This window comes from Dokdonella sp., assembly GCF_044227025.1.
Lineage (GTDB): Bacteria > Pseudomonadota > Gammaproteobacteria > Xanthomonadales > Rhodanobacteraceae > Dokdonella_A.
The window spans coordinates 39,348-63,502 of record NZ_JBGAFX010000005.1 but is presented as its reverse complement, the minus strand read 5'-3'; the positions used below and the strand labels follow the sequence as shown (position 1 = coordinate 63,502).

At 68.1% G+C, this 24,155-nt stretch carries 21 protein-coding genes; 11 read left to right on the top strand and 10 right to left on the bottom strand.

The features are described from left to right. The first annotated feature begins 144 nt into the window (after window positions 1-144). The 3 genes from ACILRJ_RS12795 to ACILRJ_RS12785 are packed head-to-tail and all read left to right on the top strand — an operon-like array spanning window position 145 to window position 1,825. Entirely contained in the window at window positions 145-864 is a 720-nt protein-coding gene (locus ACILRJ_RS12795; RefSeq protein WP_395683584.1) for a YebC/PmpR family DNA-binding transcriptional regulator, read from the top strand. Beyond that, entirely contained in the window at window positions 861-1,508 is a 648-nt protein-coding gene (locus ACILRJ_RS12790; RefSeq protein WP_395683583.1) for a lysozyme inhibitor LprI family protein, read from the top strand. The genes ACILRJ_RS12795 and ACILRJ_RS12790 overlap by 4 nt, the downstream gene beginning before the upstream one ends. Next, window positions 1,505-1,825: a hypothetical protein gene (locus tag ACILRJ_RS12785; protein ID WP_395683582.1), complete on the top strand. Its 321-nt coding sequence runs from the start codon at window positions 1,505-1,507 to the stop codon at window positions 1,823-1,825. Before ACILRJ_RS12790 ends, ACILRJ_RS12785 begins: the two co-directional genes overlap by 4 nt. Window positions 1,826-1,995: 170 nt before the next feature. Here the strand turns inward: ACILRJ_RS12785 and ACILRJ_RS12780 are convergent, their stop codons facing one another. Beyond that, window positions 1,996-3,561 (bottom strand): hypothetical protein, encoded by a 1,566-nt coding sequence (locus tag ACILRJ_RS12780; RefSeq protein ID WP_395683581.1) that lies wholly within the window; start codon window positions 3,559-3,561, stop codon window positions 1,996-1,998. A gap of 454 nt (window positions 3,562-4,015) precedes the next feature. Between ACILRJ_RS12780 and ACILRJ_RS12775 the strand changes: the two genes are divergently transcribed. After that, window positions 4,016-4,519, top strand: a complete 504-nt coding sequence (locus ACILRJ_RS12775; RefSeq protein ID WP_395683580.1) for a Rid family hydrolase — start codon at window positions 4,016-4,018, stop codon at window positions 4,517-4,519. 128 nt (window positions 4,520-4,647) lie between these two features. Here ACILRJ_RS12775 and ACILRJ_RS12770 read toward each other — a convergent pair whose 3' ends face one another. Further along, window positions 4,648-5,361 (bottom strand): pseudouridine synthase, encoded by a 714-nt coding sequence (locus ACILRJ_RS12770; RefSeq protein ID WP_395683579.1) that lies wholly within the window; start codon window positions 5,359-5,361, stop codon window positions 4,648-4,650. A gap of 144 nt (window positions 5,362-5,505) precedes the next feature. On the opposite strand from ACILRJ_RS12770, the gene ACILRJ_RS12765 reads away from it, so the two are divergent. After that, window positions 5,506-5,931 (top strand): OsmC family protein, encoded by a 426-nt coding sequence (locus ACILRJ_RS12765; RefSeq protein ID WP_395683578.1) that lies wholly within the window; start codon window positions 5,506-5,508, stop codon window positions 5,929-5,931. A 101-nt stretch (window positions 5,932-6,032) separates the two neighbouring features. On the opposite strand, the gene thpR is transcribed toward ACILRJ_RS12765, so the two are convergent. Beyond that, the gene (gene thpR, locus ACILRJ_RS12760) at window positions 6,033-6,602 is read right to left on the bottom strand and encodes an RNA 2',3'-cyclic phosphodiesterase (RefSeq protein ID WP_395683577.1); all 570 of its coding nucleotides are present in this window, start codon (window positions 6,600-6,602) and stop codon (window positions 6,033-6,035) included. A 190-nt stretch (window positions 6,603-6,792) separates the two neighbouring features. On the opposite strand from thpR, the gene ACILRJ_RS12755 reads away from it, so the two are divergent. Further along, window positions 6,793-7,233: a YbaY family lipoprotein gene (locus tag ACILRJ_RS12755; RefSeq protein ID WP_395683576.1), complete on the top strand. Its 441-nt coding sequence runs from the start codon at window positions 6,793-6,795 to the stop codon at window positions 7,231-7,233. 313 nt (window positions 7,234-7,546) lie between these two features. Beyond that, entirely contained in the window at window positions 7,547-8,647 is a 1,101-nt protein-coding gene (locus tag ACILRJ_RS12750; RefSeq protein ID WP_395683575.1) for a hypothetical protein, read from the top strand. A gap of 432 nt (window positions 8,648-9,079) precedes the next feature. Here ACILRJ_RS12750 and prmC read toward each other — a convergent pair whose 3' ends face one another. The 3 genes from prmC to ACILRJ_RS12735 form a co-directional block, all read right to left on the bottom strand. Further along, window positions 9,080-9,910, bottom strand: a complete 831-nt coding sequence (gene prmC, locus ACILRJ_RS12745) for a peptide chain release factor N(5)-glutamine methyltransferase (RefSeq protein ID WP_395683858.1) — start codon at window positions 9,908-9,910, stop codon at window positions 9,080-9,082. After that, on the bottom strand, window positions 9,907-14,061 hold the full coding sequence (locus tag ACILRJ_RS12740; protein WP_395683574.1) for a hypothetical protein: 4,155 nt from the start codon (window positions 14,059-14,061) through the stop codon (window positions 9,907-9,909). The genes prmC and ACILRJ_RS12740 overlap by 4 nt, the downstream gene beginning before the upstream one ends. A 218-nt stretch (window positions 14,062-14,279) precedes the next feature. Further along, a complete protein-coding gene (locus ACILRJ_RS12735) occupies window positions 14,280-14,864 on the bottom strand; it encodes a Pycsar system effector family protein (RefSeq protein ID WP_395683573.1) in 585 nt (194 codons plus the stop codon). Window positions 14,865-14,931: 67 nt separating this feature from the next. Between ACILRJ_RS12735 and ACILRJ_RS12730 the strand changes: the two genes are divergently transcribed. Then, complete coding sequence (locus ACILRJ_RS12730; RefSeq protein WP_395683572.1) at window positions 14,932-16,539, top strand: acyl-CoA dehydrogenase family protein; 1,608 nt, start codon at window positions 14,932-14,934, stop codon at window positions 16,537-16,539. A 74-nt stretch (window positions 16,540-16,613) separates the two neighbouring features. Further along, on the top strand, window positions 16,614-17,105 hold the full coding sequence (locus ACILRJ_RS12725) for an asparaginase domain-containing protein (protein ID WP_395683571.1): 492 nt from the start codon (window positions 16,614-16,616) through the stop codon (window positions 17,103-17,105). Between the two features lie 209 nt (window positions 17,106-17,314). Here the strand turns inward: ACILRJ_RS12725 and ACILRJ_RS12720 are convergent, their stop codons facing one another. The 4 genes from ACILRJ_RS12720 to ACILRJ_RS12705 form a co-directional block, all read right to left on the bottom strand. Then, window positions 17,315-19,855 carry a pre-peptidase C-terminal domain-containing protein gene (locus ACILRJ_RS12720; RefSeq protein ID WP_395683570.1) on the bottom strand — a complete coding sequence of 847 codons (2,541 nt, stop codon included), beginning with the start codon at window positions 19,853-19,855 and terminating at the stop codon, window positions 17,315-17,317. Window positions 19,856-20,361: 506 nt separating this feature from the next. Beyond that, window positions 20,362-20,781, bottom strand: coding sequence for a hypothetical protein (locus ACILRJ_RS12715; protein ID WP_395683569.1), 420 nt, complete (start codon window positions 20,779-20,781; stop codon window positions 20,362-20,364). Between the two features lie 71 nt (window positions 20,782-20,852). Further along, window positions 20,853-21,407 carry a putative Fe-S cluster assembly protein SufT gene (gene sufT, locus ACILRJ_RS12710; protein ID WP_395683568.1) on the bottom strand — a complete coding sequence of 185 codons (555 nt, stop codon included), beginning with the start codon at window positions 21,405-21,407 and terminating at the stop codon, window positions 20,853-20,855. Window positions 21,408-21,521: 114 nt separating this feature from the next. After that, window positions 21,522-22,964, bottom strand: coding sequence for a PLP-dependent aminotransferase family protein (locus ACILRJ_RS12705; protein WP_395683567.1), 1,443 nt, complete (start codon window positions 22,962-22,964; stop codon window positions 21,522-21,524). A 100-nt stretch (window positions 22,965-23,064) separates the two neighbouring features. Between ACILRJ_RS12705 and ACILRJ_RS12700 the strand changes: the two genes are divergently transcribed. Together ACILRJ_RS12700 and ACILRJ_RS12695 are read left to right on the top strand one after the other, a co-directional pair. Further along, a complete protein-coding gene (locus ACILRJ_RS12700; protein ID WP_395683566.1) occupies window positions 23,065-23,742 on the top strand; it encodes a pyridoxamine 5'-phosphate oxidase family protein in 678 nt (225 codons plus the stop codon). After that, window positions 23,739-24,149: a GNAT family N-acetyltransferase gene (locus tag ACILRJ_RS12695; RefSeq protein WP_395683565.1), complete on the top strand. Its 411-nt coding sequence runs from the start codon at window positions 23,739-23,741 to the stop codon at window positions 24,147-24,149. Before ACILRJ_RS12700 ends, ACILRJ_RS12695 begins: the two co-directional genes overlap by 4 nt. The last annotated feature ends 6 nt before the right edge of the window (window positions 24,150-24,155 follow it).

Sequence of the window (24,155 nt, the reverse complement as noted above, 5' to 3'; positions counted from 1 at the left end):
CGGTTCGCCCTGATCGCAGGCCACGCCGTAGCCGAAGGGTGGCGTCCTGCGCGCAGGCCCGCAGGGCCGGAGTCGAAGGGCCGTGTAAAATGGCGCTCCGCCCGGCCGTCGGCCGGCTGCGCCAACAGATCCAGGAATTTCCCCATGGGCAGAGGCCCGAGCATCGAGAACCGCAAGAACGCCGAGGACGCACGTCGCGGCAAGATCTTCACCAAGCTGATCCGCGAGATCACGATCGCCGCGCGCAACGGCGCCGACCCTGCCGGCAACGCGCGCCTGCGCGTCGCGATGGACAAGGCGCTGTCGGCGAACATGACCAAGGACACGATCGAGCGCGCGGTCAGGCGCGGCTCCGGCGCGGACGGCGCCGACGACATGCAGGAACTGCGCTACGAGGGCTATGGCCCGTCCGGGGTAGCGCTGATCATCGACGCGATGACCGACAACCCGGTGCGCACCGTCGCCGACGTGCGCCACGCGCTGTCCAAGCATGGCGGCAATCTCGGCACCTCCGGCTCGGTCGCGTTCCAGTTCAAGCGCCTCGGCGAGCTCGTCTTCGACACCAGCGCCGCCGGCAGCGAGGACAAGCTGCTGGAGATGGCGCTCGACGCCGGCGCCGACGATGTCGTGTCGGATGGCGGGCGCAGCACGGTCCTGTGTGCACCGGACAGCTTCGAGGATGTCAAGAAGGCGCTCATGGGCGCTGGCCTCGCACCGCTTGAAGCCGACATCGTCATGCGGCCCGAAAACCGCGTCGAGGTCAGCGGCGAGACCGAAGAGACGTTGCGCGACCTGCTCGACTGGCTCGACGAGCTGGACGACGTGCAGGAGGTCTACCACAACGCTGCGTTGTCCGACGCATGAGCGGCCTATCGCCGCCGATGCGCAAAGCGGCTGCGGTCGCACTGTCCCTTGCCACGGGCACCGCAACGGCGGCGAGTTTCGATTGCGGCAAGGCGACGACGCGGATCGAACACGCGGTCTGCGCGAACACGCGCCTGTCGCAACTCGACGAACAACTCGCGCAGGCATACCGCAGCGCCGTCGGTAGCGCACAGGCCGGATCGATCCGCCAAACACAGCGCGACTGGATGCGCACGCGCGACGCCTGCGCCAGCGACGCCTGCCTGGAGCGTGAGTACGCACAGCGCCTCGCGGCGCTGCAGGCGCCGGCGAACGCGCCGGCCGGCGATGTGTCGGGAACCTACGAGCGCATCGGCACCGGCGAGGACAGCGCCGAACTGACGATCGCGCGCGCCGGGGACGGCCGCCTGCATGTCAGCGGCAACGCGCTATGGGTCGGCAATGCCGAGACCGGCAACGTGCATACCGGCGAAGTCGACGGGACCTTCGCGCTCGAAGGCGACCGCCTGCACTACGACGCCGATGCCTGCCGCTTCACGCTGAAGTTCGCGCAGGCGGGCCTCGTGGTCAGCGAAGACAACTACGCCTGCGGCGGCATGAACGTCACGTTCGACGGCGAGTACGAGAAGACGACGCCGCGATGAGCGACCCGGCGCATCGCTCAGACCGGTTCGGCGAACGCCTGCGTCGCCCACTGTGGTGCTATCTGTGGGCCGCGCCGAATTCGCTCGCCGGTCTGCTGCTCGCCGCAATCGCCTGCGGCGCCGGCGCCAGCGTGCGCCATGTCGACGGCACGCTCGAAGTCGCCGACGGACGAATCATGCGCTGGTTCGCGCGACCGCAGCGCGCGTTCCCTTTTTGCGCGATCACGTTCGGCCACGTGATCCTCGGCCTCGACCATGCCCTGCTCGCACGCGTGCGCGCACACGAGCAGGTGCATGTACGCCAGTACGAGCGCTGAGGGCCGTTGTTCATCCCGCTTTATCTCGCCTCGAGCCTGCTCGAAGCGGAGCGCGGGCGCGATCCCTATCTCGCGAACCAATTCGAACAGGAGGCGCGCAGGGCCGATTGATAGATGATCACCCCAGTGCATCGGCAGGCGGTCAGGCCGCCTGCCGATGTGGCGCTGCTTCAATGCGATCGGGTATTGGCAACCGGATAGTCGCCGTTCTGGCCGAACGGTACATCGAATGGCGATCCGGGCGTTGCACTCGGGCGGATCGAGAACTTGCTTTCGCCTGGCGTTACGCTCGGGCGCCAGATTGCATAGTCGTCGTAGCCATCCCCATCGAAGTCACTCGACAACGGGAAGTCGCTTGCCGACAGACCGAAGTTGACCGGTGCCAGGCTGGTGCCGGTGCCAGTCTCGCGCGTCGTCCACACGATATTGCCGACGTTGCCGCGAACCACCGTGGAATCTGCGAGCGCCGAGCCGCTGTGGTTGCCGGCGACAATCACGTCGGTGGGAGTGCCGAAGTTGTAGGTATCGACGATGGCACCGTTGTTGCCGTCGTGGATATCGAACTTCGCATTGCCGCCGCCGGCGTTGCTCTGCATGGCGACGTCTGCCTTGCCGTCGCCGGTCATGTCCGAGCCGCCGACCGAGAAGTTGCCGTTGTGCCCGGTCGGCAGGATGCGATCGGCGCCGTTGCTGCTGAGCCTGATCACGGTGAACGAGGGATCGCCGGACATCAAACCGGCGCGGTACAGCGCGAAGTCGGCCTTGCCGTCGCCGTCGTAGTCACCGGCGTTGCGCGGATCGTCGCCAGCCTGGCCGAAATCGAGTTCGAGCATGGGCGCGTTCGCGGGCCGGCTCGACAGCCGCACCATGTAGTGCCCCGGCGTACCGCCACGCCAGCTGGCCGGATCCCACACGTTGTCGCCATCGAAATCGCCGCCCACGAAAAGATCCGACGCCTGGCCGAGGGGATAGCTGCGCTCGGGGCCTGTCAACGTACCGTCGTTGTCGCGGACGAACCAGGTCATCGCGCCACCCGGCCCGCCGCCGGTGTTGCGCACGACGACGTAACTCGATCGGTTGCTGCCGGTGTAGTCGAACTGCGCATGCACGCAGGAACCACGCACAATGCCGTCGAAGCCGCTGGAGAACAGCGCATCCGCTGTGGTGAGCAATCGGAGGTTTGCCGCGGAAATCGCGCCGGCATCGGGCGCCTGCAGGTCGGCAACGTGCAGCTTCCACGTCCCGTTGATCTGCGCCGCAGGCAAGGTATTGAAGGCGAACGTCAACGGACTCGTGCAGCCCCCAGTCTTGATCGCACTGGCGGGACTGCCCGCCGTGCTCGCGCGGTATGTTCCTGCCGCCACCGGCGTTCCCGCCGCAACCGCCGCCCACCAATCCGAGCCGCGATCGTTGTAGACATACGTCGCGCCGAGGTCGTTGCCGCCTCCCGCGGCACCGTAGCCCACGCGCGAGAAGATCGTGCGACGCGCGACCCCGCCGGGCGAGATGAGTACTACATCGAGATCGCGAATGAAGGTATGCGAAAGCGTGATCGACAGTTGCACGTCAACGAGCGTCCCCGTCATTCCGGCGGCCGCGAACGTCACGTCGCGGCCGGCAGGATTGTTGTCGGGAATCGCCCCGAGGTTGGAGCCGAAGAAATCCTCAGCTCGTACAGCTCCGGCCGCCGACAGCAGGCAGCCGGCCAGGAACACTCGTATCAGTGCCGGAATCATCACTCCCTCCCCAGGGACAGAATCGTCAAGAAATGTGCTCGCAGTCACATTCTAGTCGTAGTTCGCCCGCCCGCACACTCCAGGCCCATGCCCGACCGTTCGTAGCTCGGCGTCCCGCCACGTTGAAGCGCACGTCGGTTGCGGCCAGTACCGCGCTACCTCGCGATACCAAGTCCGCCGCGCTCGCTTGGAGCCTTCACGACCTCGTATGGGATCGCCGGCCGTCGAGCAGCGATTTCACGCGCACGCGTTCGTCGATGCCATGCGCGTGACTGACTTCGGCGTCGCGCAATTCGAAATCGTCGGCAGGATCGCCACCCTGGCCTGATTGTGTCGGCGACCTTGCGCACCGACTGCGCGCACTCGGCGGATCGCGGCACGTGATCGGTTCCGGCGCACTTGTCCGTATTTCAGGCAGCGACCGACCGGCCGCTCACTGCATCGCGAGGCTCCCATGCGCCAACTGATCATGCTTCTGCTCCTCGCCGGCCTCGCTGCCGGCTGCTCAGCCACCGCGCCGACCAAGACGATCATCATCCCGCCGCGCTTCGACCGCGCCTACGACGAATACCATTACGCACCCGCGGTGCGCGTCGGCGACACCGTGATCGTGTCGGGCATTCCGGCTGGTCCGGGCGATGGCTACGACGAGCGGATCCGCGCGATGTTCAAGCGCCTGAAGATGACTCTAGAAGCGGCGGGCGCCACGCTCGACGACGTGGTCGAGATCACCACTTTCCATCGCGAGACGAAGGATACCCCTGCGTTCGAGGCGGAATTCCAGCGCTTCCTGGCGATCCATAAGGAATATTTCCAGACCGGCTATCCCGCATGGACCGCGGTCGGCACCACCGCCCTGCTCGCCGAAGGCGCGCCTGTCGAGATGCGCGCGGTCGCGGTGGTCGGCGCCGGAAAGCACCTCGTCGTGCTGCGCGCGAAACCGCCGGCAGCGAAATAGGCCCATGCGCCGCGATGGAAGGCGTGACGCGCCCGCCGTAGGGCGGTACGCGCATTGCGCGTGCCGCCGCACCATCGGATGCATCATTCCGTCCGGCCGTGCCACAAAGCCCGGTCCCGAGCGACCCGTCACCAGTCCGTGCGATCGGGCAACAGTCCGCGCAGCTCCTGTTCGGTCAGGTTGCGCCACTGGCCGAGCTTGAGCGCGCCGAGCTTGACGTTGACGATGCGCACGCGGCGCAGCTGCGTCACGCGGTAGCCGAACGCGGCGGCCATCAGGCGGATCTGCCGGTTGAGTCCCTGCGTCAGCACGATGCGGAAGCCGAACTTGGCGATGCGCGTGGCACGGCACGGCTTGGTCAGCTGGTCGCGGATGCGCACGCCGCGCGCCATGCCGGTGAGGAATTCCGGCGTGACCGGCTTGTTCACCGCGACGAGGTACTCCTTCTCGTGGCGGTTCTCCGCGCGCAGGATCTCGTTGACGATGTCGCCATTGCTGGTCAGCAGGATCAGGCCTTCCGAATCCTTGTCGAGGCGCCCTATCGGGAACACGCGCTGCTGGTGGTCGACGAAATCGACGATGTTTCCGCCGACCTCGTGCTCGGTCGTGCAGGTGATGCCGACCGGCTTGTTCAACGCGATGTAGACGTGCTTGCGCCCCTTCGCCCCAACCTTGCGTGCGAGCAGCGCATGGCCGTCGATGAGCACCTCGTCGCCTTCCTCGACCTGGGTGCCGATGCCGGCGGCCTTGCCGTTGACGGTGACGCGCTTTTCCGCGATCAGGCGATCGGCCTCTCGACGCGAGCAGTAGCCGGTTTCGGCAATGTGTTTGTTCAGGCGCATCGCTGCATTCTACGCGGCACCACCGGCGTGCCGAAACGGCGAGTGATGCAACCGTGCATTTCCCGCGCAACCCCTTCGGCGTAGTCTTGCCAATCCGGCGCCGACCGGCGCGCAATCCCAACCCCTCGATCAAGGAGATCCTCGATGAAGAAGCACGCATCCGCGGTATGGACCGGCAGCCTCAAGGAAGGCAAGGGCACGATCTCGACCGAGACCGGCGTATTGAACAACGCCCCCTACGGCTTCAAGTCGCGTTTCGAGGAAGGGCCCGGCACTAATCCGGAAGAACTGATCGGCGCCGCGCATGCCGGTTGCTTCTCGATGGCGCTGTCGGCACAGCTGAGCGGCGCAGGCTCGCCGCCCGAGCGCATCGAGACCAAGGCCGAGATCACGTTCGACAAGGTCGGCGACGGCTTCGCGATCACCGCGAGCCACCTGACCGTCACCGCGAAAGTCCCGGGCATCGATGCGGCGAAATTCCAGGAACTCGCGACGAAGGCGAAGGAAGGCTGCCCGATTTCGAAAGTCCTCAACGCGAAGATCACGATGGATGCGACGCTGGCGAGCTGAGTTCTTCGAACTCCGTCCCGCCCAACCCTCCCCCTTCGACAGGCTCAGGACGCAGCCTTGAAAGGGAGGGCTTCAAGCGTCGACGCGCCCGCGTGATTCCATCATTCGTGGAGCGGCCAGCGCCCGACAACCCGATACGGGTCGGGCGGCTGGCTGTCGATCAGCACGAACTCGTCGACGTGCCAGTGGATCGGCTCCGCCAGATGCCGATGCAGCGCCCGCTCGGCGTCCCGCAGGACCGTGACATGCGGCACCAGTTTCGTCGCGCCGTGGGTGCGGCATGCGCGCCGCGCAAGCGCGTCGCCGAGCGCATCGTGCAGGCGCAACAGCCCGGCCGGCGCTCCACTGCAGCCGAGCCACAGCGGCATGCGCCGCGCACCGAAGCTGCCGACGACATCGAGCGCGAACGCGAACGGTGCGATCCTCACCTGCCCCGCCGCTTCGATCGCGCGTGCGACGAGATCGGTCGGCACCCGCACGTACTCGCCGAGGAACTGCAAGGTCATGTGGTAACGCGGCGGCTTCACCCAGCGTCCGGCCGGTGCATCCGCCACACGCAATGCATCAGCGGCCGCAGCGATCGCCGCGCGCGTCGCCAGCCCCGGCGCCAGGGCGAAGAACAGGTTGTGGACCATGCGCGCCGGTTCGAGTGCGGGCTGTTCGTTCTGCATCGGCCGAGTGTAGAGCGGAGTCCGCTCCGCTGCCTGATGTCCATGGATGGATGTAATGGCGGAATTCCAGGAAAAATCCCGGCCCTCGGCCGCACTGCCTCCGCGCTCCGCTCGGCCTTGCGCCGCCCCATCCGCTGGCAGCACGCGGTGCTGCGCGGTATAACGGCCTTGCCCGCCACGGAGACGCGCCATGCGCCTTGTTGTCCTCGTCGCTGCCACCGCGCTGGTCGCCTGCCAGTCCGTCAACGGACCCGAGCAGCGGCCCGGTGTCGCGTCGGCGGCGTCGACACCGCAAACCGTGGTGCGCGGTCGCGCGACCTATCTCGAACGCATCCTGCTCGCGCCGGGTGCCACGCTTGACGTGCAGCTCATCGACGACGCCAGCGCCGATGCGTCCGGCGCGGCGACTGCGACGATCGCGAGCGCGCGCTGGAACGACCTGCAGGGACCGCCCTATGACTTCGCCCTGCCCTACGATGCGACGCATGTGGATGCAAAAAACCGCTACAGCCTGCGCGCGACCCTGCGCGATGCCGGCGGGCATCTGGAGTTCGCGACCGATCGGCGCGTCGAGGTCGTGCCCGGCGCAAGCAAGGTGGTCGAATTCCGGCTCGTCAAGGTGACGGACTGATCGATCCTTGTGACCAGTGTCGGATTCCCGCGGCTGCGGGAACCGCACAATCTGCAAATCCAGCCCCGAGTCGACACCATGACCACGCGCCATGCCATTGCATTCCTCGCGTTCGCCACGCTGCCGCTGCACGCGGCGACATATCAAGTCGGCCCGACGCGCGCGTACCACAGCCTTGACGCGCTCTTCGCCGCGGTCGACCTTGGCCCCGACGATCTCGTCGAGGTCGACGGCAACGCGACCTATACGGGGGGGCGTGGTGGTGCCGGAGCAAGCCTCCGGCAGCGCGGGGCATCCGGTAGTGATCCGCGGAATGCGCGTCGGCGGACATCGTCCGGTGATTTCGGGCAGCACGAACACGGTCGAGTTCCGCCAATCCGACCATCTCGTTTTCGAGGGCTTTGAAGTAACCGGCGGAACTTCACGCTGCATCCTGCAGGGCGCACATGACGTGACCGTGCGCGATTCGGTGATCCATGGCTGCACTGGGCATGGCATCCTCGGCACCGACCAGTTGTCCGGCTCGTTCACGCTCGAATACAGCGAGATCTACGACGCGGGCAACGGCACCTCGCAGCACCCGCTGTACATCCAGAGTGACGAGATCGCGCATCCGGGTTCGCTGTTCCGCATGCAGTACTGCTACGTGCACGATGGCAACGGCGGCAACCTGCTCAAGGATCGCCACGAGCGCAGCCAGATCTACTACAACTGGTTCGAGGGCGCGGCCTACCACGAGCTCGAGCTGATCGGCCCCGACGAGGCGACCCAGCAGAACGGCTGGAGCGTCGACCTCGTGCGCGAGGACCAGGACGTGGTCGGCAACGTGATCGTGCATTCCAACCCGGCGTTCGGCTCGGTGATCCGCGTCGGCGGCGACGGCTCCGGCCAGAGCAAGGGCCGCGCGCGCTTCGTCAACAACACGATCCTTGTCACGTCCGGACAGGACGCGACGGTGTTCCGCATCTTCGACGGGATCCAGGCAGTCGAAGCGCACAACAACGTGTTGTACGCGAGCGCGGGCGGATCGATCCGCGTCGAACGCACGGTCGAGGCGGTATGGGCGAGTGGCCGCCAGGTCGGCGGCAGCAACAACTGGATCCCGACCGGTGCGACGTTCGTCCCGGCGGAATGGACCGGTACACTGGTTGGAACGACGCCCGGATTCGCGAACGTCGCGGCGCTGGACCTCGCGCCCACGCTCGCGGGTGCCTTGCACGACGCCGGCGACGACGCTCCGCAGCCGATCCCCGGCTATGCGGTCGCCGGCGCGCTGTTCCAGCCGCAGTTCCAGCCCAGGCGTGCATTGTTGCCGGTCGGCGGCGCGATCGGCCGCGCGGCCGACGGATCGATCGACATCGGTGCGATCGAGCTTTCGGGCGACCTGATCTTCGCCGACGGGTTCGAGGGCTGAGCGCGTCCGGCCATCCATGAAAGGCCCCCGCTTGCGCGGGGGCCGGGACTCGCTGGGCGCATGCCGTCCGTGGCTGCCGTCCGTGGCCGGTTCCCTGGCCCCGCTTCCTGCGGGGCGATGTCCGGGACCTGATTGGAAAGGTCCGGTGCGTGGCGCTCACGCGCGACGCTCATTCGGGGCATTGTTTCGGCCCTGCCGACACACTCACGTGCGCCGGGCAGGTGATGCACATGTTCACGAATACTGATTCGGGGTTCCGTGCCACGGATTACGCACGCGGGGTCGATCGGTGCACACGCGCAATGTGAACCGGCGCACAGTCGACCCATCCGACCCACCCCGCCCGGGAAAGAAGATCCGTTCGCCCTGTGCGCAGCGCCGCAGGCGCGCGTCGAAGGGTCGCCGGGTAGGCACGCTCTTGCGCTGGCGGCCTCAGAAGCGGGCGAACGTGACCCGTTCGTGCCCGGCAAGATCGCGCGCGCTGGCAGCATCGCGCCCACCGTTGCGCACGAAGAGTTCGCGCACCTGCGGCGCCTGTTCCCAGCCGTGTTCGAGCAGCAGCCAGCCGCCGGGCAGCAGGTGCGATGGCGCGGTCGCAACGATCGTGCGGATCGCATCGAGTCCGTCCTCGCCCGAAGCAAGCGCGGACAGGGGTTCGTGGCGCAGGTCGCCGCGGGACAGATGCGGATCTTCGCTCGCGATGTAGGGCGGATTGGAAACGATCACCTCGAAGCGCATGCCGCCAAGCGCCTCGCACCAGTCGCCGCACGCAAACTCCACGTTGGCGAGGCCGAGGCGCTGCGCGTTCGCCTGTGCGACGGCGATCGCATCGGCACTGCGATCAGTCGCGCGCACCCGCGCGAGCGGGCGCTCGTGCGCCAGCGCGAGCGCGATCGCGCCTGAGCCGGTGCCGAGATCGGCAACCGTGCACGCGACATCGCGCGGCAGGCGTTCAAGCGCGAGTCCGACCAGCAACTCGGTCTCCGGGCGCGGGATCAGCACGGCCGGCGTCAGCGCGAGGTCGAACGACCAGAACGCGCGCCGACCGAGCAGGTAGGCGATCGGCTTGCCGCCCGCGCGCGCTTCCACGAGTCGCTCGAATGCTGCGGCCTGCGCCGCGTTCGGGACATGCTCCGGCCACGCGAACAGCCATGCACGCGTGCGCTCGAGCACGTGCGCGAGCAAAATTTCCGCCTCGCTGCGCGCGTCCTCGCCTGCGAGGCGCGCGCTTGCGACGGCAATCAGGGTGCGCAGGTCGTTCAGGGCGACACCGCCGGCGGTTCGTCACGCGGAACGTCCACGACCGGCTTGACCGGCTTGCGCCAGTAGCCACCTTGGGTCCACGCCGCGAACCCCTTGCGCAGCCAGCCAACCAGCGCGCTCGCGAGCCACAAGGCCCACGCGAGCATCGCGACCTTGTGCACCGACAGCGGCAGGCTGATCGCGCGTGCGATCGGCAACGCGTCGGCACTGCGGTCGGCGAACCAGCGCAACGCATGCGCATCGAAACCGTTGCCGGCGACGGCCATGTCCGGCGTTCCGAGCAGGCCTTCCTGCACGGCCGCGAGCAGGCACAGCAGGGCGAACAAGCTCAGCAGCGGCAGGCCGACCTGCACGAGGTTGAACGCAGTAACGCCCTGCGGCGCCTGCCGCGCGCGCGCGTCGAGCGCGAACAGCCACGCGACCACCACCAGCAGCGCGATCCACGAGAAGGTCGAGAAACCGAACACGAGCAACCACCATTGCCACGTCTTCAATGGCGAACGCCGGCTGCGACCGAGCGCGATCGCGAGCAGCAGCGCGAGCGCGAGTTCGCTCCAGTACAGCACCGCCGGACCCGCGGTCGGACCGGTGGTTGCGAGCAGCCAGCGATCCGCCGGCAGGTCGATGCCGAGGTCGATGTTCGCGGCGGGCAAGCCGAGCGCGAGCGCCGGCGTGCCGACGACGACGCCGGCGGCCTCGCCGTCGCGCCAGCGCAATTCGAACGCGTGCGCGCCCGGAATCAGCGGAAGGCTCAGCTTGCCGTCCTGCAGGCGCAGGTTGAGTGGTTGTCCGTCGCGCGTGCTGCCGACCAGTTCGGCGCCCTTCGGCAAGGTGATCGCCTGCTCGCCGCCCTGACTCGCACGCACCGTCAGCGACAGCGTCGTTTCCGACGCGCGTTGCCCCGGACTGCGCACGACGCCGACATGGTCGATCGCGCGCGATGCACCCTGCGCCGGCTCGGGCCGGGTCACGCGCAGCACGAGTTGCTCGCCGGGCAACGGATGGAATTCGAACCAGTGCTCGCCTTGCGCGTTCTCGGGCGCGACCGCGATCGCCGGCACGCCGGATGACTCCAGATGCCAGCTTGAGCCGACCCGCACGATCCAGACTTCAGCGCGCTCGCCGAGCGGCGGCGCGCTGAGCGTCAGGGTTTCCGCCTTGTCGAGCTTGCTGTCCCAACCGGCCTGCAGCATGCCGCCGCCGAGCGCGACCATCACGCGACCATTGTCGACCTTGAGTCCCGGCGTCGTGACATGTTCGCCCTCGATCAGCGGCAACGCGAGCGCGATGCCGCCCTCGCGCGGCGCGAGTCGCGACACCTGCGCGGCGATCGACCAGTCGAGGCCGAGGCGCAGCGTGCGCTCGACGACCACGTAAGGAGCAAACTGCTGCGTCGAACCGGTCGCCGCCTCGCCGCTTGCGCGTGCGCGCACCAGCGCCAGCGACTGCGTCAGCAGATGCGCGTCGTCGTCGAGTCCGCTCGCTTCCCAACCGCTGCCATCGAACGTTACGCGAGGCGGCGCCAGTGCGAAGCCCAGCGCGACCTTGTCCGACGCGGCGGTGAATGCGAGTTCGATCCGGTGCACGCCCGCCGGCACGTCGAGCCACAAGGTGTCCATGTCGCGCGCGATGCCTTCCTGCACGGCACCGTCGAGGCTGATCCGTCGCAAGTCGAGATTGCGCGGATCGGACGGCAGTGGCAGCGCAACCCGCTCGAGTGCGTGCGCTTCGAGCGTCACGCCGATTTCATCACCACGCGCGACGACGTGCGCATTGGAGAAGCCCGCGCAGGTCGGCGCGCATTTCGGCGCTTCGAGCAGACGCGCCTGCAGTTGCTCCAGCAAATCCTCGGGCGGATAGGCCTGTGCCTGCGCGGCGTGGCTGCCGACGCCGGCGGATGCCGCGAGCAGGCCGAACAAAGCCGTCGCGGAGGCGCGTGGCACGCGCCAGCCTTGCCAGACCGGCCGCAGCAGGCGCACGGCGAGCCACGCCAGCAGGCCGACCAACAGCACGCGCAGCAGCCGCACCAGCCACGGTGGCGCGATCAGCAGCCGCACGGTCTGCTCCGGCACCACGCGTCCGCTCCAGCCGAGCTGGTAACGCTGGCCGCGATCCCAGCTCGCCTCGCCCGCGCCCGTCTGCAACACTGTTGATTGCGCATAGCGTTCGATCTTGCTGTCGACGTCGACGCGACGGACGTTGGAGCCGCTGACGGTGATCTTATCGAGCGTGCCCGCAGGCGCGGCCTTCGACGCGCGCTGGCGGTACTTCGCTTCCTCGCGCGGTGGCGGCGGCGGTGCCGCCGGCGCGGGCGCCGCGGATGGCGTCGACATCTCGGCGACTACCTGCCCTTCGTCGGCGGCTGCGTCCTGCTGCACCGGCGCGGGCGCATTCATCGTATTGCTGGGAAAACGGAACGCATCGGCGAGCCCACGCCCGCCGCCCGCATGTTCGAGCTGCGGATGCAGCGCATTGCGCAATTGCAGCGCGGCAAACGGCAACGCGAACAGTACGAACAGGACGAGCGCGGCACGCCGCAGCCATTCGAACACGCTCGATAGTCTTCCTGATGGAAGCGCACGCAGCGCAAGCGCGAGGCCAAGTACCGCCAGCAGCGTCCAGCGTGGCGCGCCGGGTTCCTGGTAGCCGAGCACGAGATACGCGCAGGCCACCAGCACGCCGGGCACGCCGAGCAGGCGCCACGCGAGCAGCGCGAGCAACGCCGCGATGAAGACGTCGTACAGCGTCCACGCGGAAACCCAGCTGCCGTGCGCATAGTCGGCACCCGGTGCGCCGAGCAGACGGTAACCGTCGGGCAAATGCACGATCGCGGTCGCGCCATCGAAGTTCGTGTTCCAGCCGGCGACCGGCAACTCGGCGGACTTCGGCGTGATGCGCACGCCGGCCGTCAGGTTGACCTGCGGGTCGCGCCATTCCACGCCGCTGCTGCCGGCGCTCGCGCCGCGCGTGACCAGCAGCGCCTCGTTGCCGGCATCGGCACGTTCGAGCACGTAGGGCGTGGCGACATCGAAGCGCCAGTCGCGCAGCATGCGGCCGTTGATGTGGTCGCGCGCGAACCAGCCGCCGCCGTCGAAGTCGAGCCACATCTCGCGGCTGAGGTTGAGCTGGTTCTGCGCATCGGGATCGTGGCCACGCGAACGCTCCTCGATCGTCAGCGTGGCCGCATCGGCGAGCGCGAACGTCGGCAGTTGCGCCCACTCGCCCGGCACCTGCGCCTGTGCCGGATCGACCGGCAACGCACCGCTGGCGACAGTGACCCGCAGCGCCGGTGCCGCCGCATAACTCCAGATTTCCTGCTGCGGCCACGGTGCTGCCGCAACCCGCGCGGTCACGGCGGCGAGCGGCGCGGTCGCGCGCGAGTCGAGCACGAGACTGTTGCCGCCCGGCTGCACGCGCACGCGCAGTCGACCGTCGACGTCGAGGCGCGCCGGCCACGCGCTGTCGAGCGCAAGCGGGGCGAACCCGTCCGGCAAGGCGGGGCCGATGACCTCCTCGCGCGCCTGCCCCGACGCTGCGATCTCGATCCGCGTGGTCAGCACCGCCGGCACGCCGTCGGAAAGGCGGCGATACACGCGCACCTGCAGGCTGTCTGCCTCCGGGGCCGCGACGCCCTGACGGCCGAGCGTGAGTTCGTCGCCGTCACGCTGCACCGGCGCGACCGCCTTGTCGTCGACCCGCAGCGCAATCAGGCCGACCGTCGCCGGCACATGCAGGGTTTCCGGTCGTTCGCGCCAGGGGATGCGCGCGCGGATCTCGTGCGTGCCTGGCGCGAGCCGCAGGCTCGGCCCGCCATGCTCGACCACCGCGACCGGACGGCCATCTACCGTCACCTGCTGCGGCCAGTGCTGCGCATCGCCCGGCAGCGGCACCCAGCTTTCCGCATCGACCTGCCAGCGCTGCGCCAGGCTGGCGCCCGCGTCGTCGGCCGACAGCGCGAGCACGCCCGGCCATGCGCACAGGAAATCGGAGGCCTCCGCACCGGCCCGCCCGGCGATCAATGGGCAGGCGCGAAATTCCTGATCGTGCAGGACCCACGCGCGCCATGGTTCAAGCGGCGCGGGCACCTGCGGCGCAGCGTGCGCGACGACGGTGAAGGCGAGTCCGGCGAACAGGCGGGCGAGCAGATGCATCGGGGATTTCCTCGTTGGCGGTCGCGCATCCAACGCGCGCGTGGTCGATGCGGGGTTGGGCACGACCGCTCGCGTCCCCACGCCGCGAGCATCGGAAAACACCAAGGAACCTCTGCGTGCGCGTCATCCCGGCGAAAGCGAAAGCCGGGACCGAGTGCCCTTGTTCGAAAGGTTTGCAGTCGCCGGATCCCGGCTTTGGCCGTGATGACGGAAATCCCCTAATGCGTCAGCAGCTGCCAGCCCTGCAACACGCACGACAACACGAAACCGGTCAGGAACAGCAGGTAGCTGTAACGCAGGTAGCGGTACTTGTAGCGGCGCAGGTAGGTGCCGACCGAATAGATGTCGTTCGACCAGGTGTAGTACGGCGAGCCGTCCGGGGTCAGCGCGCGCGCCATCTCGGTCAGGTAGCGCTCGCGCGAAAGCTCGGAGAAGTGGCCGAAGAACAACAGGTTGAACCCGCTCGGCAGCTGCTCGCCGGTGACCTTGATCGACCGGTATTTCGGCAGCACGGCGAGGATCGCGAGCAGCAGCGCGGCGAGCGTGAAGCAGGCCAGCACCAGCATCGAGACGCGCAGCTGCGGATCGTTGAGGCGGCCGATCGAGATCGTCAGCACGATCGAGGAAACCGTGATGATGATGTTCGCCTTGGTGTCGGCCATGCTCGACAACGCGACATGATGCTGCTGCGCGGTGCGCAACAGGTTGTCGCCGGTGTTGCGTTCCGGGATGCGCGCGAACGCCGCCACCGCCGGTGTAGCCTGCTCGTCCATCGTCGCCTCGCTGCGGCAAACCGAGCGCATCTTAGCAACCTTGCCGGTCGCGGTTGCTGGCGCGTATGGTGGCCCCTCCCCTCCGCGACAGCCCGCCATGGATTTCACCCAGAGCGCGCCCGAACTCGGCAACCAGTACCGCGAGGATGCGCTGCTGCGGGACTACCTCGCGCGCACGCTGCCGCCAGCCGTGCAGGCTGCGATCGAGCCGGACCTCGACGCACTCGGCGAACATGCGGCGACGGCCTGGCGCGACGCGCGTTCGCACACGCCGGCGCAACCGTCACTGACCCAGTGGGATGCGTGGGGCCGGCGCATCGATCGCATCGAAACGACGCCGGCGTGGCGACTCGGCGCCGGCATCGCGACGCGCTACGGCCTCGTCGCGGCCGGCCATGCGGCGACGCACGCACCGCATGCGCGCGTCGACCAGTTCGCGCGCGTGTACCTCTACCACGTGGCGAGCGCGTTCTACACCTGCCCGCTGGCGATGAGCGACGGCGCCGCGACCGTGCTGAAGGCGTCCGGCGAACAAGCGCTGGTCGATCGCGCCGTACCACGCCTGCTCGCGCGCGATCCCGCGCAAATGTGGCTGTCCGGGCAGTGGATGACCGAAACCGCCGGTGGCTCGGATGTCGGCAACACGCACACCATCGCCCGCCTCGATGCCGACGGCCGCTGGCGCCTGCATGGGCGCAAGTGGTTCACCTCCGCAGTCGTCGGCGAGATGGCGTTGACGCTGGCGCGACCGGAAGGCGCCGGTGGCGGCGCCGACGCGCTCGCGCTGTTCCTGCTCGAAACGCGTGACGCGCAAGGCGCATGGAACGGCATCCGCATCGATCGGCTGAAGGACAAGCTCGGCACGCGCGAGCTGCCGACCGCGGAGATCCATCTCGATGGCGCGCTGGCGACGCCGGTCGGCGAACTTGCGCATGGCGTGCGCCGGATCGCGCCGATGCTCAACGTCACGCGCAGCTGGAACGCGGTCTGCGCGCTCGCGACGATGCGACGCTGCCTCGTGCTCGCGAATGACTACGCGACGCGGCGCACGGTGTTCGCGCGCGCGCTGGTCGAACAACCGCTGCATCGCGCGACGCTGGCCGGCCTGCAGGCGGAGTTCGAGGCGGCATTCCAGCTGGTGTTCTTCGTCGCCGAACACCTCGGACATGCCGAAGCATCCGACGCGAACACGCCGGAGCGCGCGCTGCTGCGCCTGCTGACGCCGCTGGCGAAGTTGTGGACCGGCAAGCTCGTGGTACGGATCGCCTCGGAAACCTGCGAAGCGTTCGGCGGCGCCGGCTACATCGAGGACAGCGGCATCCCGCAGCTGCTGCGCGACGCGCAGGTGTTCCCGATCTGGGAAGGCACCACCAACGTGCTCGCGCTGGACCTGCTGCGCGCGCTCGGTGCGGATGGCATGACCGTCGTGCAGCACGCCGTCGAGGCGTTGCTCGCCGAAGCCGGCGACGATCGCCACGGCATTGCCGCCATGCTGAGGCGCGCGCGCGACTGGCATGCGGCACGGCAGGCCGATCGCGATGCGCTCGAAGCCGGTGCACGCGGCTTCGCGCTCACGCTCGCGCGCGTGGTCGCCGCCGCCCTGCTCGCGCGACACGCGGCGTGGATGCGCCGCGGACGCGGCGACTCGCGCTGCGAGGACGTGCTCGCCCGCTTCGTCGGTCACGGGTTGTCGCGCCTCGGGTGATGGACGTTGCCGCGACGCTGACCGACAATTGCGCGCCTTCCACCGCCCGACCCCGCTTCCGCAGGAACCCGCACATGCAGCACCTGACCATCGTCACGACCGGCGGCACGATCGACAAGATCTACTTCGACGACAAGTCGACGTTCCAGATCGGCGAACCGCAGATCGGCGAGATCCTCGAAGCGCTGGGCGTCGCATTCACGTTCGAGGTGCTGCCGGTGTTGCGCAAGGACAGCCTGCACATGGACGCACATGATCGCGACGCGATCCGCACGGCCATCGAACGGCAACCGCACCGGCATGTGCTGGTCACGCACGGAACGGACACGATGGTCGAGACCGCGCAGGCGCTGGCCGGCCTTTCGGGCAAGGTGGTCGTGCTGACCGGCGCGCTGAACCCGGCGCTGTTCAAGGGCTCGGACGCGGTGTTCAACATCGGCTGCGCGGTCGGCGCGGTGCAGACCCTGCCCGACGGCATCTACATCGCGATGAACGGACGCATCTGGGATCCGTCGCGCGTGCGCAAGAACCGCGACGCGAACCGCTTCGAGGCGGAACTGCCGTAACTTCGCAGGGCTTTGACGCGGATTCCCGCGGAAGACGCAGATAACGTCGCGAACTCGAAGCGCCGTCGCAACATGGAGCACCCTTCGACTCCGGCCTGCGGCCTGCGCTCAGGGCGAACGGAGTTCCCATCCCTGGACATCAGAACGGCGACCGGTTTGCGCCGGCCGCCGTTCGTTCATCGCCTTCCGTGGCGCAAGGTTCCGTTACGTTACGGCGTGTAGCTCGGGGTCAGCGTGACGCCCGAGAACGTCGCATAGGCGCGGATGCTCACGTGGTACGTACCCGCGGTCGGCGCCGCGAACGTGCACGTTTCGCTGTTGCCGCTCAGGTACGGACGGCAGGTGTAGGTCGACGTCGTCGGAGCCGCACCGAGGCGCACGTACATGTCCGCATCGCCGGTGCCGCCGGAGATCACGAACTTCAGGTTGGTCGCGCCCGAGGGCACCACCAGCGTGTAGTCCGAAGTCCAGTTGCCGGTCGCCGCCGCGAGGCCCGTCACCGGCACGCCGTTCGACAGCGAGGTTCCGCCGCCGCCACCGCCGCCGGCGGTGAAGCTGCCGGTAAGGCTCATGCCGCTGAACGTCGAGTAGGCGTTGATCATCACGTAGTACGTGCCGGCCTGCGCCGTCGCGATGTTGCAGGTCTCGGCGTTGCCCGACACCCACGAACGGCAGTCGTAGCTCGAGGTCGTCGGTGCCGAACCGAACTTCACGTACAGGTCGCCGTCGCCCGAACCACCCGAGGTCACGAACTTCAGGTTGGTCGCGCCCGACGGCACCACCAGCGTGTACGCGAGCTGGTTGCCCGTCGTGGCTGCCAGGCCCGTCACCGCCACGCCGTTCGACAGCACCGTGCCGCCGCCACCGCCGCCGCCCGACACCGTGACCGAGCTGGTCTTGGTGTTGGTCGCCCCGCCGTTGTCGGTCACCGTCAGCGAAACGCTGTAGGTGCCTGCCGCGGCATAGGTGTGGCTCGGGTTGGTCGCGGTCGAGGTCGCACCGTCGCCGAAGGTCCACGAACGCGAGGCGATCGTGCCGTCGCTGTCGCTCGAGCTGTCGGTGAAGTTCGCCGTGAGCGTGCTCGTCGTGTAGCTGAAGTTCGCGACCGGGGCGACGTTGCCGCCGCCACCGCCACCGATGTGGTTGATCGCGCTGCTCAGGATCATGCTGCCGCGGCCACTGGCGAGGTCGTAACCAGGACCTGCCGAGATGCCGTTGCTGCCCGAGGTGACGTCATGGAAGTCACCGGCCGGAAGCTGGTAGATGATCGGGCCGGCGAAGCCGACCGCCGTGCCCTTCACCGCGATCACGCGCGACCACATCCCGGCGAAGATCGGCGCAGCTAGGCTGGTGCCGCCGATCTGCTGATTGGCGCCGCTGACGATGACCTTAGCGCCCGAGTTCGGATCGGCGTCGAACGCGACGTCGGCGACGCCACGCATCGAACCGCTCCACAGCGTCTGCCAGCTCGGCTTCGGTTCGATCGTGCTCTGGCTGCCGCCCGAGCCGCTCCACACGGTCTCGCTGCTCCAGGCAGAGGTCGACGCGTTCAGCGTGGTGCCGGCAACCGCGACGACGTACGGCGAATTCGCCGGGTTGCTCGCCTTGGTGCCGCCGTCACCGCACTCGTCCGCGCCGGAGTCGCCGGTCGAGATCGAGAACGTCTGGCCCTGGGCGACCGCGGTCGCGAAGAGCTGGTCGTCGGCAGCGTCCGAGCCATCGCTGTGCGCGTCGGTCTCGCACTCGCCGAGCGACATGTTGATGATCTTCGCAGCGTTGGCCGTGACCGCGGTATTGATGTTCGCGGTCAGCGCGGCGTTGGTCAGGTCCGGTTCGTTGTAGAAGATGATCTTGCCGACCGCACCACCGGCCATGCCGACGATGTCCTGGCTGTCGAGGTTCCACTCGCCGATGCCGCTGGTGTCGTTGCTGGTGCCGCCGGTATTGACGGTCTGCGTCGTCACCGTGGCGAAACCATGCGCCGAGGTGAACGAATTGAGGTCGGTGATCGTCTGCGTGATCTTGCCTTGCGTGATGATGCCGACCGTGACGCCCGCGCCCGTCGCCACGCCGGTGCCGCTGTAGATCGACGAGAACTCGTTCGGGAAGTGGCCGGTGACCGCCATCGGCTGCGGCTGCAGCAGCACCTTCGACATCACATGCGGACGATGCACGTCCTGCAGGCCGATGACCGACAGGACGGTGTCCTTGAGGGCGAGCGGAATATGCACCGCATCGGTGTTCGCATACGTGTCGCGTCCGTCCTTGGTCTGCACGCGCGCGAGCGAGGTCTGGAACGCAGCCTGCGCAATGTCCGCGGTGCCGTCGGCGGAAACCAGCATGCGATTCGGCGCGACGACGATGTTCTTGAACCCGGCCGAGGTGAGGAAGTCGACCACGCTCTGCGCCTGTTCCTGCGTCGGCGCATGGCGGGCCATGATGTCATCGGCCGACAGCATCGGGCGCGCGCCGGTCAGCTTCTGGGTGGCGCTGGCCGATTCGATGAACGCATCGAGTCCGGCGCGGTCGCGCATCTTCAATGCGACCTGGATGTGGATCGGCTGGGTGAACGACACCATGCCGTTGATCGCATCGCCCGACCGCAACGCGGTCGCCTGCCCCACTTCGGCGTAGCGCGCAACCGCGGAGCCGGCCTGCGTGGCCGCACCTGCCGCCGTTACCCCGCCGATCGCAATCACCACCGCCGCGGCCAGTGTCGCCGGACGCGTCATGTTTCTCGAATTACGCATTACTGACTCCCTCAATATGCTGGTTCGAAATATCGATTGGTTTTTCTTGCCGCGCGGTCGCACCACCGGTTCGCTCCCCGGCGCGCATCCAGCGGGCGGGATCGGGAACGAAAGCGGTTGGGTGCGTGTTGCTTGCTGCGTGACCCCGACATCAATCGCGTGCCATGGATCGGCGCGCTTCGATCATGCAACCGGGACCCCCTCTCTTGAGTCCCTGCTGCCACTCGGTGCCGTGCAGTCCGCATCAAGGAGATAACACTCGACGGCTGTCACGAAGCTGACAGGAAGCGACCGACAATCCGGAATGTCGACGTGGTCTTCAATGAAACCGTTTTCTGCCGCGACGCAGCAGTTGAATGACGGCGGTGGTCACGCCGAATGATGGCGGCGGGACTCGCGCTTCGCGCCCGACCCGCCCTACGAAGACGGGTTCGATCCGCCTTGCGATGGGACACACCCGCACGTAGGGCGGTACGCGCGAAGCGCGTGCCGCCGCGACCGGCCCGTCAGCGGCGACGCCCGAAGGTCGTGACCTTGCGCGGTCGCCGCCACCACAGGATCGCGGTCAGCACCAGCCACAGCGGCGGCATCCAGTACGCCGTCTTGAGCCACCTGTGCGCGGCGTTCCAGGTCGTGTTGAAGATGAGGTCGATCGCCACGGTGGAGTCCGCCTTGATGCGCGGGAAGCCCTCGCTGAGCGCCGCGGTCAAGCGCGCCTCGCCGAACGCCTGCAGCGGCGCGAGCGCGGCATCGATCGGATTGCCAAGCAGGATGTAGGTCGCCGCCAGCGGCGCCTCGCGGTTGGCCGACGCGACGATGTCCTCGCCGACCTCGGGAACGCGCGGAAGCGCGCCCCAGACGACGAGGTCGTACAACAGGCTCAGGATGAAAACGACCAGGGCAATCACATGCAGATGACGCTTCATCGGAGGGCACTCTCGGGGGTGCGCCATCCTAAAACGAATTGGCCGGTCCGGCGCAAGCCCGGGTGCGGGGCTCAGAGCATGCCCGTTTCCAGACGCGCCGCTTCGGACATCATCGACTGGTTCCACGGCGGATCGAACACCAGGTCGACGTCCGCCTCGGCGACGGTCGGGATCATCTCGATCTTGGTGCGCACGTCGTCGACGAGGATCTCGCCCATGCCGCAACCCGGCGCAGTCAGGGTCATGCGCACGTTGACCTTGCGCCGGCCGTCGTCCAGCCGCTCCAGGTCGCAGTCGTAGACCAGACCGAGTTCGACGATGTTGATCGGGATTTCCGGATCGAAGCAGGTGCGCAGCTGCTGCCACACGAGCTTCTCGACGTCGGCGTCGGCCGCGTCGTCGAGCAGCTCGAGCGGCTCCGGTGGCGACTTGCCGATCGCATCCGCGTCCGCGCCGCGGATTCGGAACAGGTTGCCGTCGACGTACACGGTGAAGCTGCCGCCGACCGCCTGCGTGATGTAGCCGACCTGCCCCGCAGGCAGGGTCACCTCGTCGCCCTGCGGCACCATCACGGCAGCGCAGTCGCGTTCGAGGCGGATCGGTTCGGAGGTCTGGCTGTAACCCATGGTGCGTGCAACGGTTTCGTGCGGGGAAAGCGGGACATTATGGCAGACCGCGACAACCCCGGCCTGCAGGTCACGTGGGGGCGACCGTGCGCCACCGCAATCCGCCCCACGCGATCAGCCGCGCAATCCGGTCTCCTGCAGGCACTTGCCGAGCAGTTTCATCGCCGCATCGATGTCCGCGGTCGGCAAGCCTGCATAGCCGAGCACGAGGCCGGGTCGCGGCGGTACCTTCAGGCAGTACGGCGCGATCGTGTAGAGGCCGAGTCCACGCTCGCGCGCATGCGCGACGAGGCGTTCGCAATCGCCATGGTTCGCGCGCGTCAGCCATGCGGTCAGGTGCATGCCTGCGTTGGAGTCGACCACCTCGACCGCATCGCCGGCATGGCGGCGCAGTCCGTTGAGCATGGCCGTGCGCCGCGCGCGCAACGCGACCGCGGCGCGGCGCAGGTGGCGCTCGAAGCCGCCATCGGCCATGAAATGCGCGAGCGCCCCCTGTTCCAGCGCATTGCAGCCGCGATCCTCCAGCCACTTCGCCGCGAAGAATGCCTCGCGCAGCGCGGCCGGCAGGACCATGTAGCCGAGGCGCAACGCGGGAAACAGTGCCTTGGAGAAACTGCCGATGTAGATCACGCGGCCGTCGCGGTCGAGCGACTTCAATGCCGCGAGGGGACGGCCGCCGTAGCGGAACTCGCCGTCGTAGTCGTCCTCGATCAGCCAGGCGCGACGCTCGACCGCCCAGTCCAGCAACTCGACGCGGCGACCGAGCGGCAGCAGCGCACCAGTCGGGAACTGGTGCGACGGAGTCACCACGGCGAGGCGCGCACTGTTCGGCAAGGCGGCCGGCACGAGGCCCTCGGCATCGACGCGGCAACCGCGCGCGTGCGCACCGTGCGTCGCGAAGACTTGGCGCGCGCCGCGGTAGTGCGGATCCTCCAGCACCACGGTGTCGCCGGGTTCGAGCAGCACGCGTGCCGCGAGCGCGAACGCCTGCTGCGTGCCTGACACGATCAGCACGTCTTCAGGTGCAGCCGGCACTCCGCGCCGGCGCGCAAGGTAGTCGCAGATCTGTTCGCGCAACGCGAGCAGGCCCTGCGCATCCGGATAGTCGAAGTCGACATGTTCGGCCGCACGGCTCACTTCGCGCCGCCACACGCTGCCGAGCAGAGGATTAGCCAGCGGCAGGCCGTATTGCAGGTTGTAGCGCAGGTCGTCGTGCTGGTGCCCGGGAATGCGCCGGCCATCGGTGTTGGATGCGGCGCGCCGCGCGAAACCGGACAAAGGCGCTACCAGTGCGTTCGGTGTGCGTTTCACCGGCGCGGCATTGCCGACGTTGGCGACGAAGCTGCCCGACCCGACCCGACCGAGCAGGAAACCTTCCGCCTGCAACTGCTCGTAGGCAGCGAGCACGGTGTTGCGCGACATGTCCAGCTCGCGCGCGAGCGAACGGCTCGCCGGCAGGCGCGCACCGGCGGCGACGCGCCCGTCGAGGATTGCGCCCTTCAAGGCGCGGATAAGCTGCGCATACCGCGCGCCTTGTCCATCCAGGTCGAGATACACGATTGGCCCTGTTGATATCTTCGCCTACGGCACTGGATGGTACCAATATCGGCGCGTAATGTTGAGTGCCGAAATTGCCGGAATGACGGAGAAGCCATCCATGGTTGCAACCGGGGAATCCATTGCGAAAGACGCGCGCCACCGCGTCGAGCGCAGCAAGGCGCGCGCGCGTTACGACCGTGCGACCGTGCACGCGATCCTCGACGCCGGCCTGCTCGCGCATGTCGCGTTCTGCGTCGGCGGGCAGCCGTTTGCGATCCCGATGCTGTATGCGCGCGACGGCGACACGATCCTGCTGCACGGCTCGGTCGCGAGTCGGCTCGCCGGGCAACTTGCCGAAGGGATCGCCGCATGCGTCAGCGTGACCCATCTGGACGGCCTCGTGCTTGCACGTTCGCACTTCGACCATTCGATGAACTATCGCTCGGTGGTCGCGTTCGGCAGCGCGGTGCTGATCGACGATGCAGCCGGCAAGGCGCAAGCGCTCGCGCGCTTCGTCGACGCGCTGATTCCCGGCCGTGCCGCGGAATCACGCGCGCCCGATCGCAACGAGCTCGCCGCGACGCATGTGCTGCGCTTCGTCATCGAGGATGCGAGCGCGAAGATCCGCAGCGGCGGCGTCAAGGACAATCCGGCCGACCTCGCGCTGCCGCACTGGGCCGGCGTGGTGCCGATGCGCACGCACTATGCGGCGCCGCTGCCCGAACCAGGCCTCGCCGACGCCAACCTGCCCGCCTCGGTGCGCCACCTGCTCGCCAGCAACGAGGGCGGCGCATGAGGATCACCTACCGCGACGACGTGCGCCCCGCGCTCGAACAGGCGCGCGAGCTGTATCGCGCCTCCACCCTCGGCGAGCGCCGCCCCATCGACGACGACGCGCGCTTCGCCGCGATGCTCGCGAATGCGAACCTCATCGTCACCGCGTGGGACGGCGACGTACTCGTCGGCATCTCGCGCTGCGTGACCGACTTCGTCTGGACCACCTATCTCGCCGACCTCGCCGTGCGCGTTTCCCATCAGCGTCACGGCATCGGCAAGGAACTCATGCGACGCACGCAGGCTGCGGCGCCGCAGGCGAAACTGCTGCTGCTTGCCGCGCCCGCAGCCGAACGCTACTACCCGCACGTCGGCTTCAGCCATTTCCCGCAGGCATGGATGCTGCGCGAGACCGAGACGATCCCGTAGGCGGTA

Bases quoted from the DNA above. Each gene is read 5' to 3' on its own strand.
- ACILRJ_RS12795 (WP_395683584.1), top strand. From the start codon at position 145: ATGGGCAGAGGCCCGAGCATCGAGAACCGCAAGAACGCCGAGGACGCA.
- ACILRJ_RS12790 (WP_395683583.1), top strand. From the start codon at position 861: ATGAGCGGCCTATCGCCGCCGATGCGCAAAGCGGCTGCGGTCGCACTG.
- ACILRJ_RS12785 (WP_395683582.1), top strand. From the start codon at position 1,505: ATGAGCGACCCGGCGCATCGCTCAGACCGGTTCGGCGAACGCCTGCGT.
- ACILRJ_RS12780 (WP_395683581.1), bottom strand. From the start codon at position 3,561: ATGATTCCGGCACTGATACGAGTGTTCCTGGCCGGCTGCCTGCTGTCG.
- ACILRJ_RS12775 (WP_395683580.1), top strand. From the start codon at position 4,016: ATGCGCCAACTGATCATGCTTCTGCTCCTCGCCGGCCTCGCTGCCGGC.
- ACILRJ_RS12770 (WP_395683579.1), bottom strand. From the start codon at position 5,361: ATGCGCCTGAACAAACACATTGCCGAAACCGGCTACTGCTCGCGTCGA.
- ACILRJ_RS12765 (WP_395683578.1), top strand. From the start codon at position 5,506: ATGAAGAAGCACGCATCCGCGGTATGGACCGGCAGCCTCAAGGAAGGC.
- thpR (WP_395683577.1), bottom strand. From the start codon at position 6,602: ATGCAGAACGAACAGCCCGCACTCGAACCGGCGCGCATGGTCCACAAC.
- ACILRJ_RS12755 (WP_395683576.1), top strand. From the start codon at position 6,793: ATGCGCCTTGTTGTCCTCGTCGCTGCCACCGCGCTGGTCGCCTGCCAG.
- ACILRJ_RS12750 (WP_395683575.1), top strand. From the start codon at position 7,547: ATGCGCGTCGGCGGACATCGTCCGGTGATTTCGGGCAGCACGAACACG.
- ACILRJ_RS12740 (WP_395683574.1), bottom strand. From the start codon at position 14,061: ATGCATCTGCTCGCCCGCCTGTTCGCCGGACTCGCCTTCACCGTCGTC.
- ACILRJ_RS12735 (WP_395683573.1), bottom strand. From the start codon at position 14,864: ATGCGCTCGGTTTGCCGCAGCGAGGCGACGATGGACGAGCAGGCTACA.
- ACILRJ_RS12730 (WP_395683572.1), top strand. From the start codon at position 14,932: ATGGATTTCACCCAGAGCGCGCCCGAACTCGGCAACCAGTACCGCGAG.
- ACILRJ_RS12725 (WP_395683571.1), top strand. From the start codon at position 16,614: ATGCAGCACCTGACCATCGTCACGACCGGCGGCACGATCGACAAGATC.
- ACILRJ_RS12720 (WP_395683570.1), bottom strand. From the start codon at position 19,855: ATGCGTAATTCGAGAAACATGACGCGTCCGGCGACACTGGCCGCGGCG.
- ACILRJ_RS12715 (WP_395683569.1), bottom strand. From the start codon at position 20,781: ATGAAGCGTCATCTGCATGTGATTGCCCTGGTCGTTTTCATCCTGAGC.
- sufT (WP_395683568.1), bottom strand. From the start codon at position 21,407: ATGGGTTACAGCCAGACCTCCGAACCGATCCGCCTCGAACGCGACTGC.
- ACILRJ_RS12700 (WP_395683566.1), top strand. From the start codon at position 23,065: ATGGTTGCAACCGGGGAATCCATTGCGAAAGACGCGCGCCACCGCGTC.
- ACILRJ_RS12695 (WP_395683565.1), top strand. From the start codon at position 23,739: ATGAGGATCACCTACCGCGACGACGTGCGCCCCGCGCTCGAACAGGCG.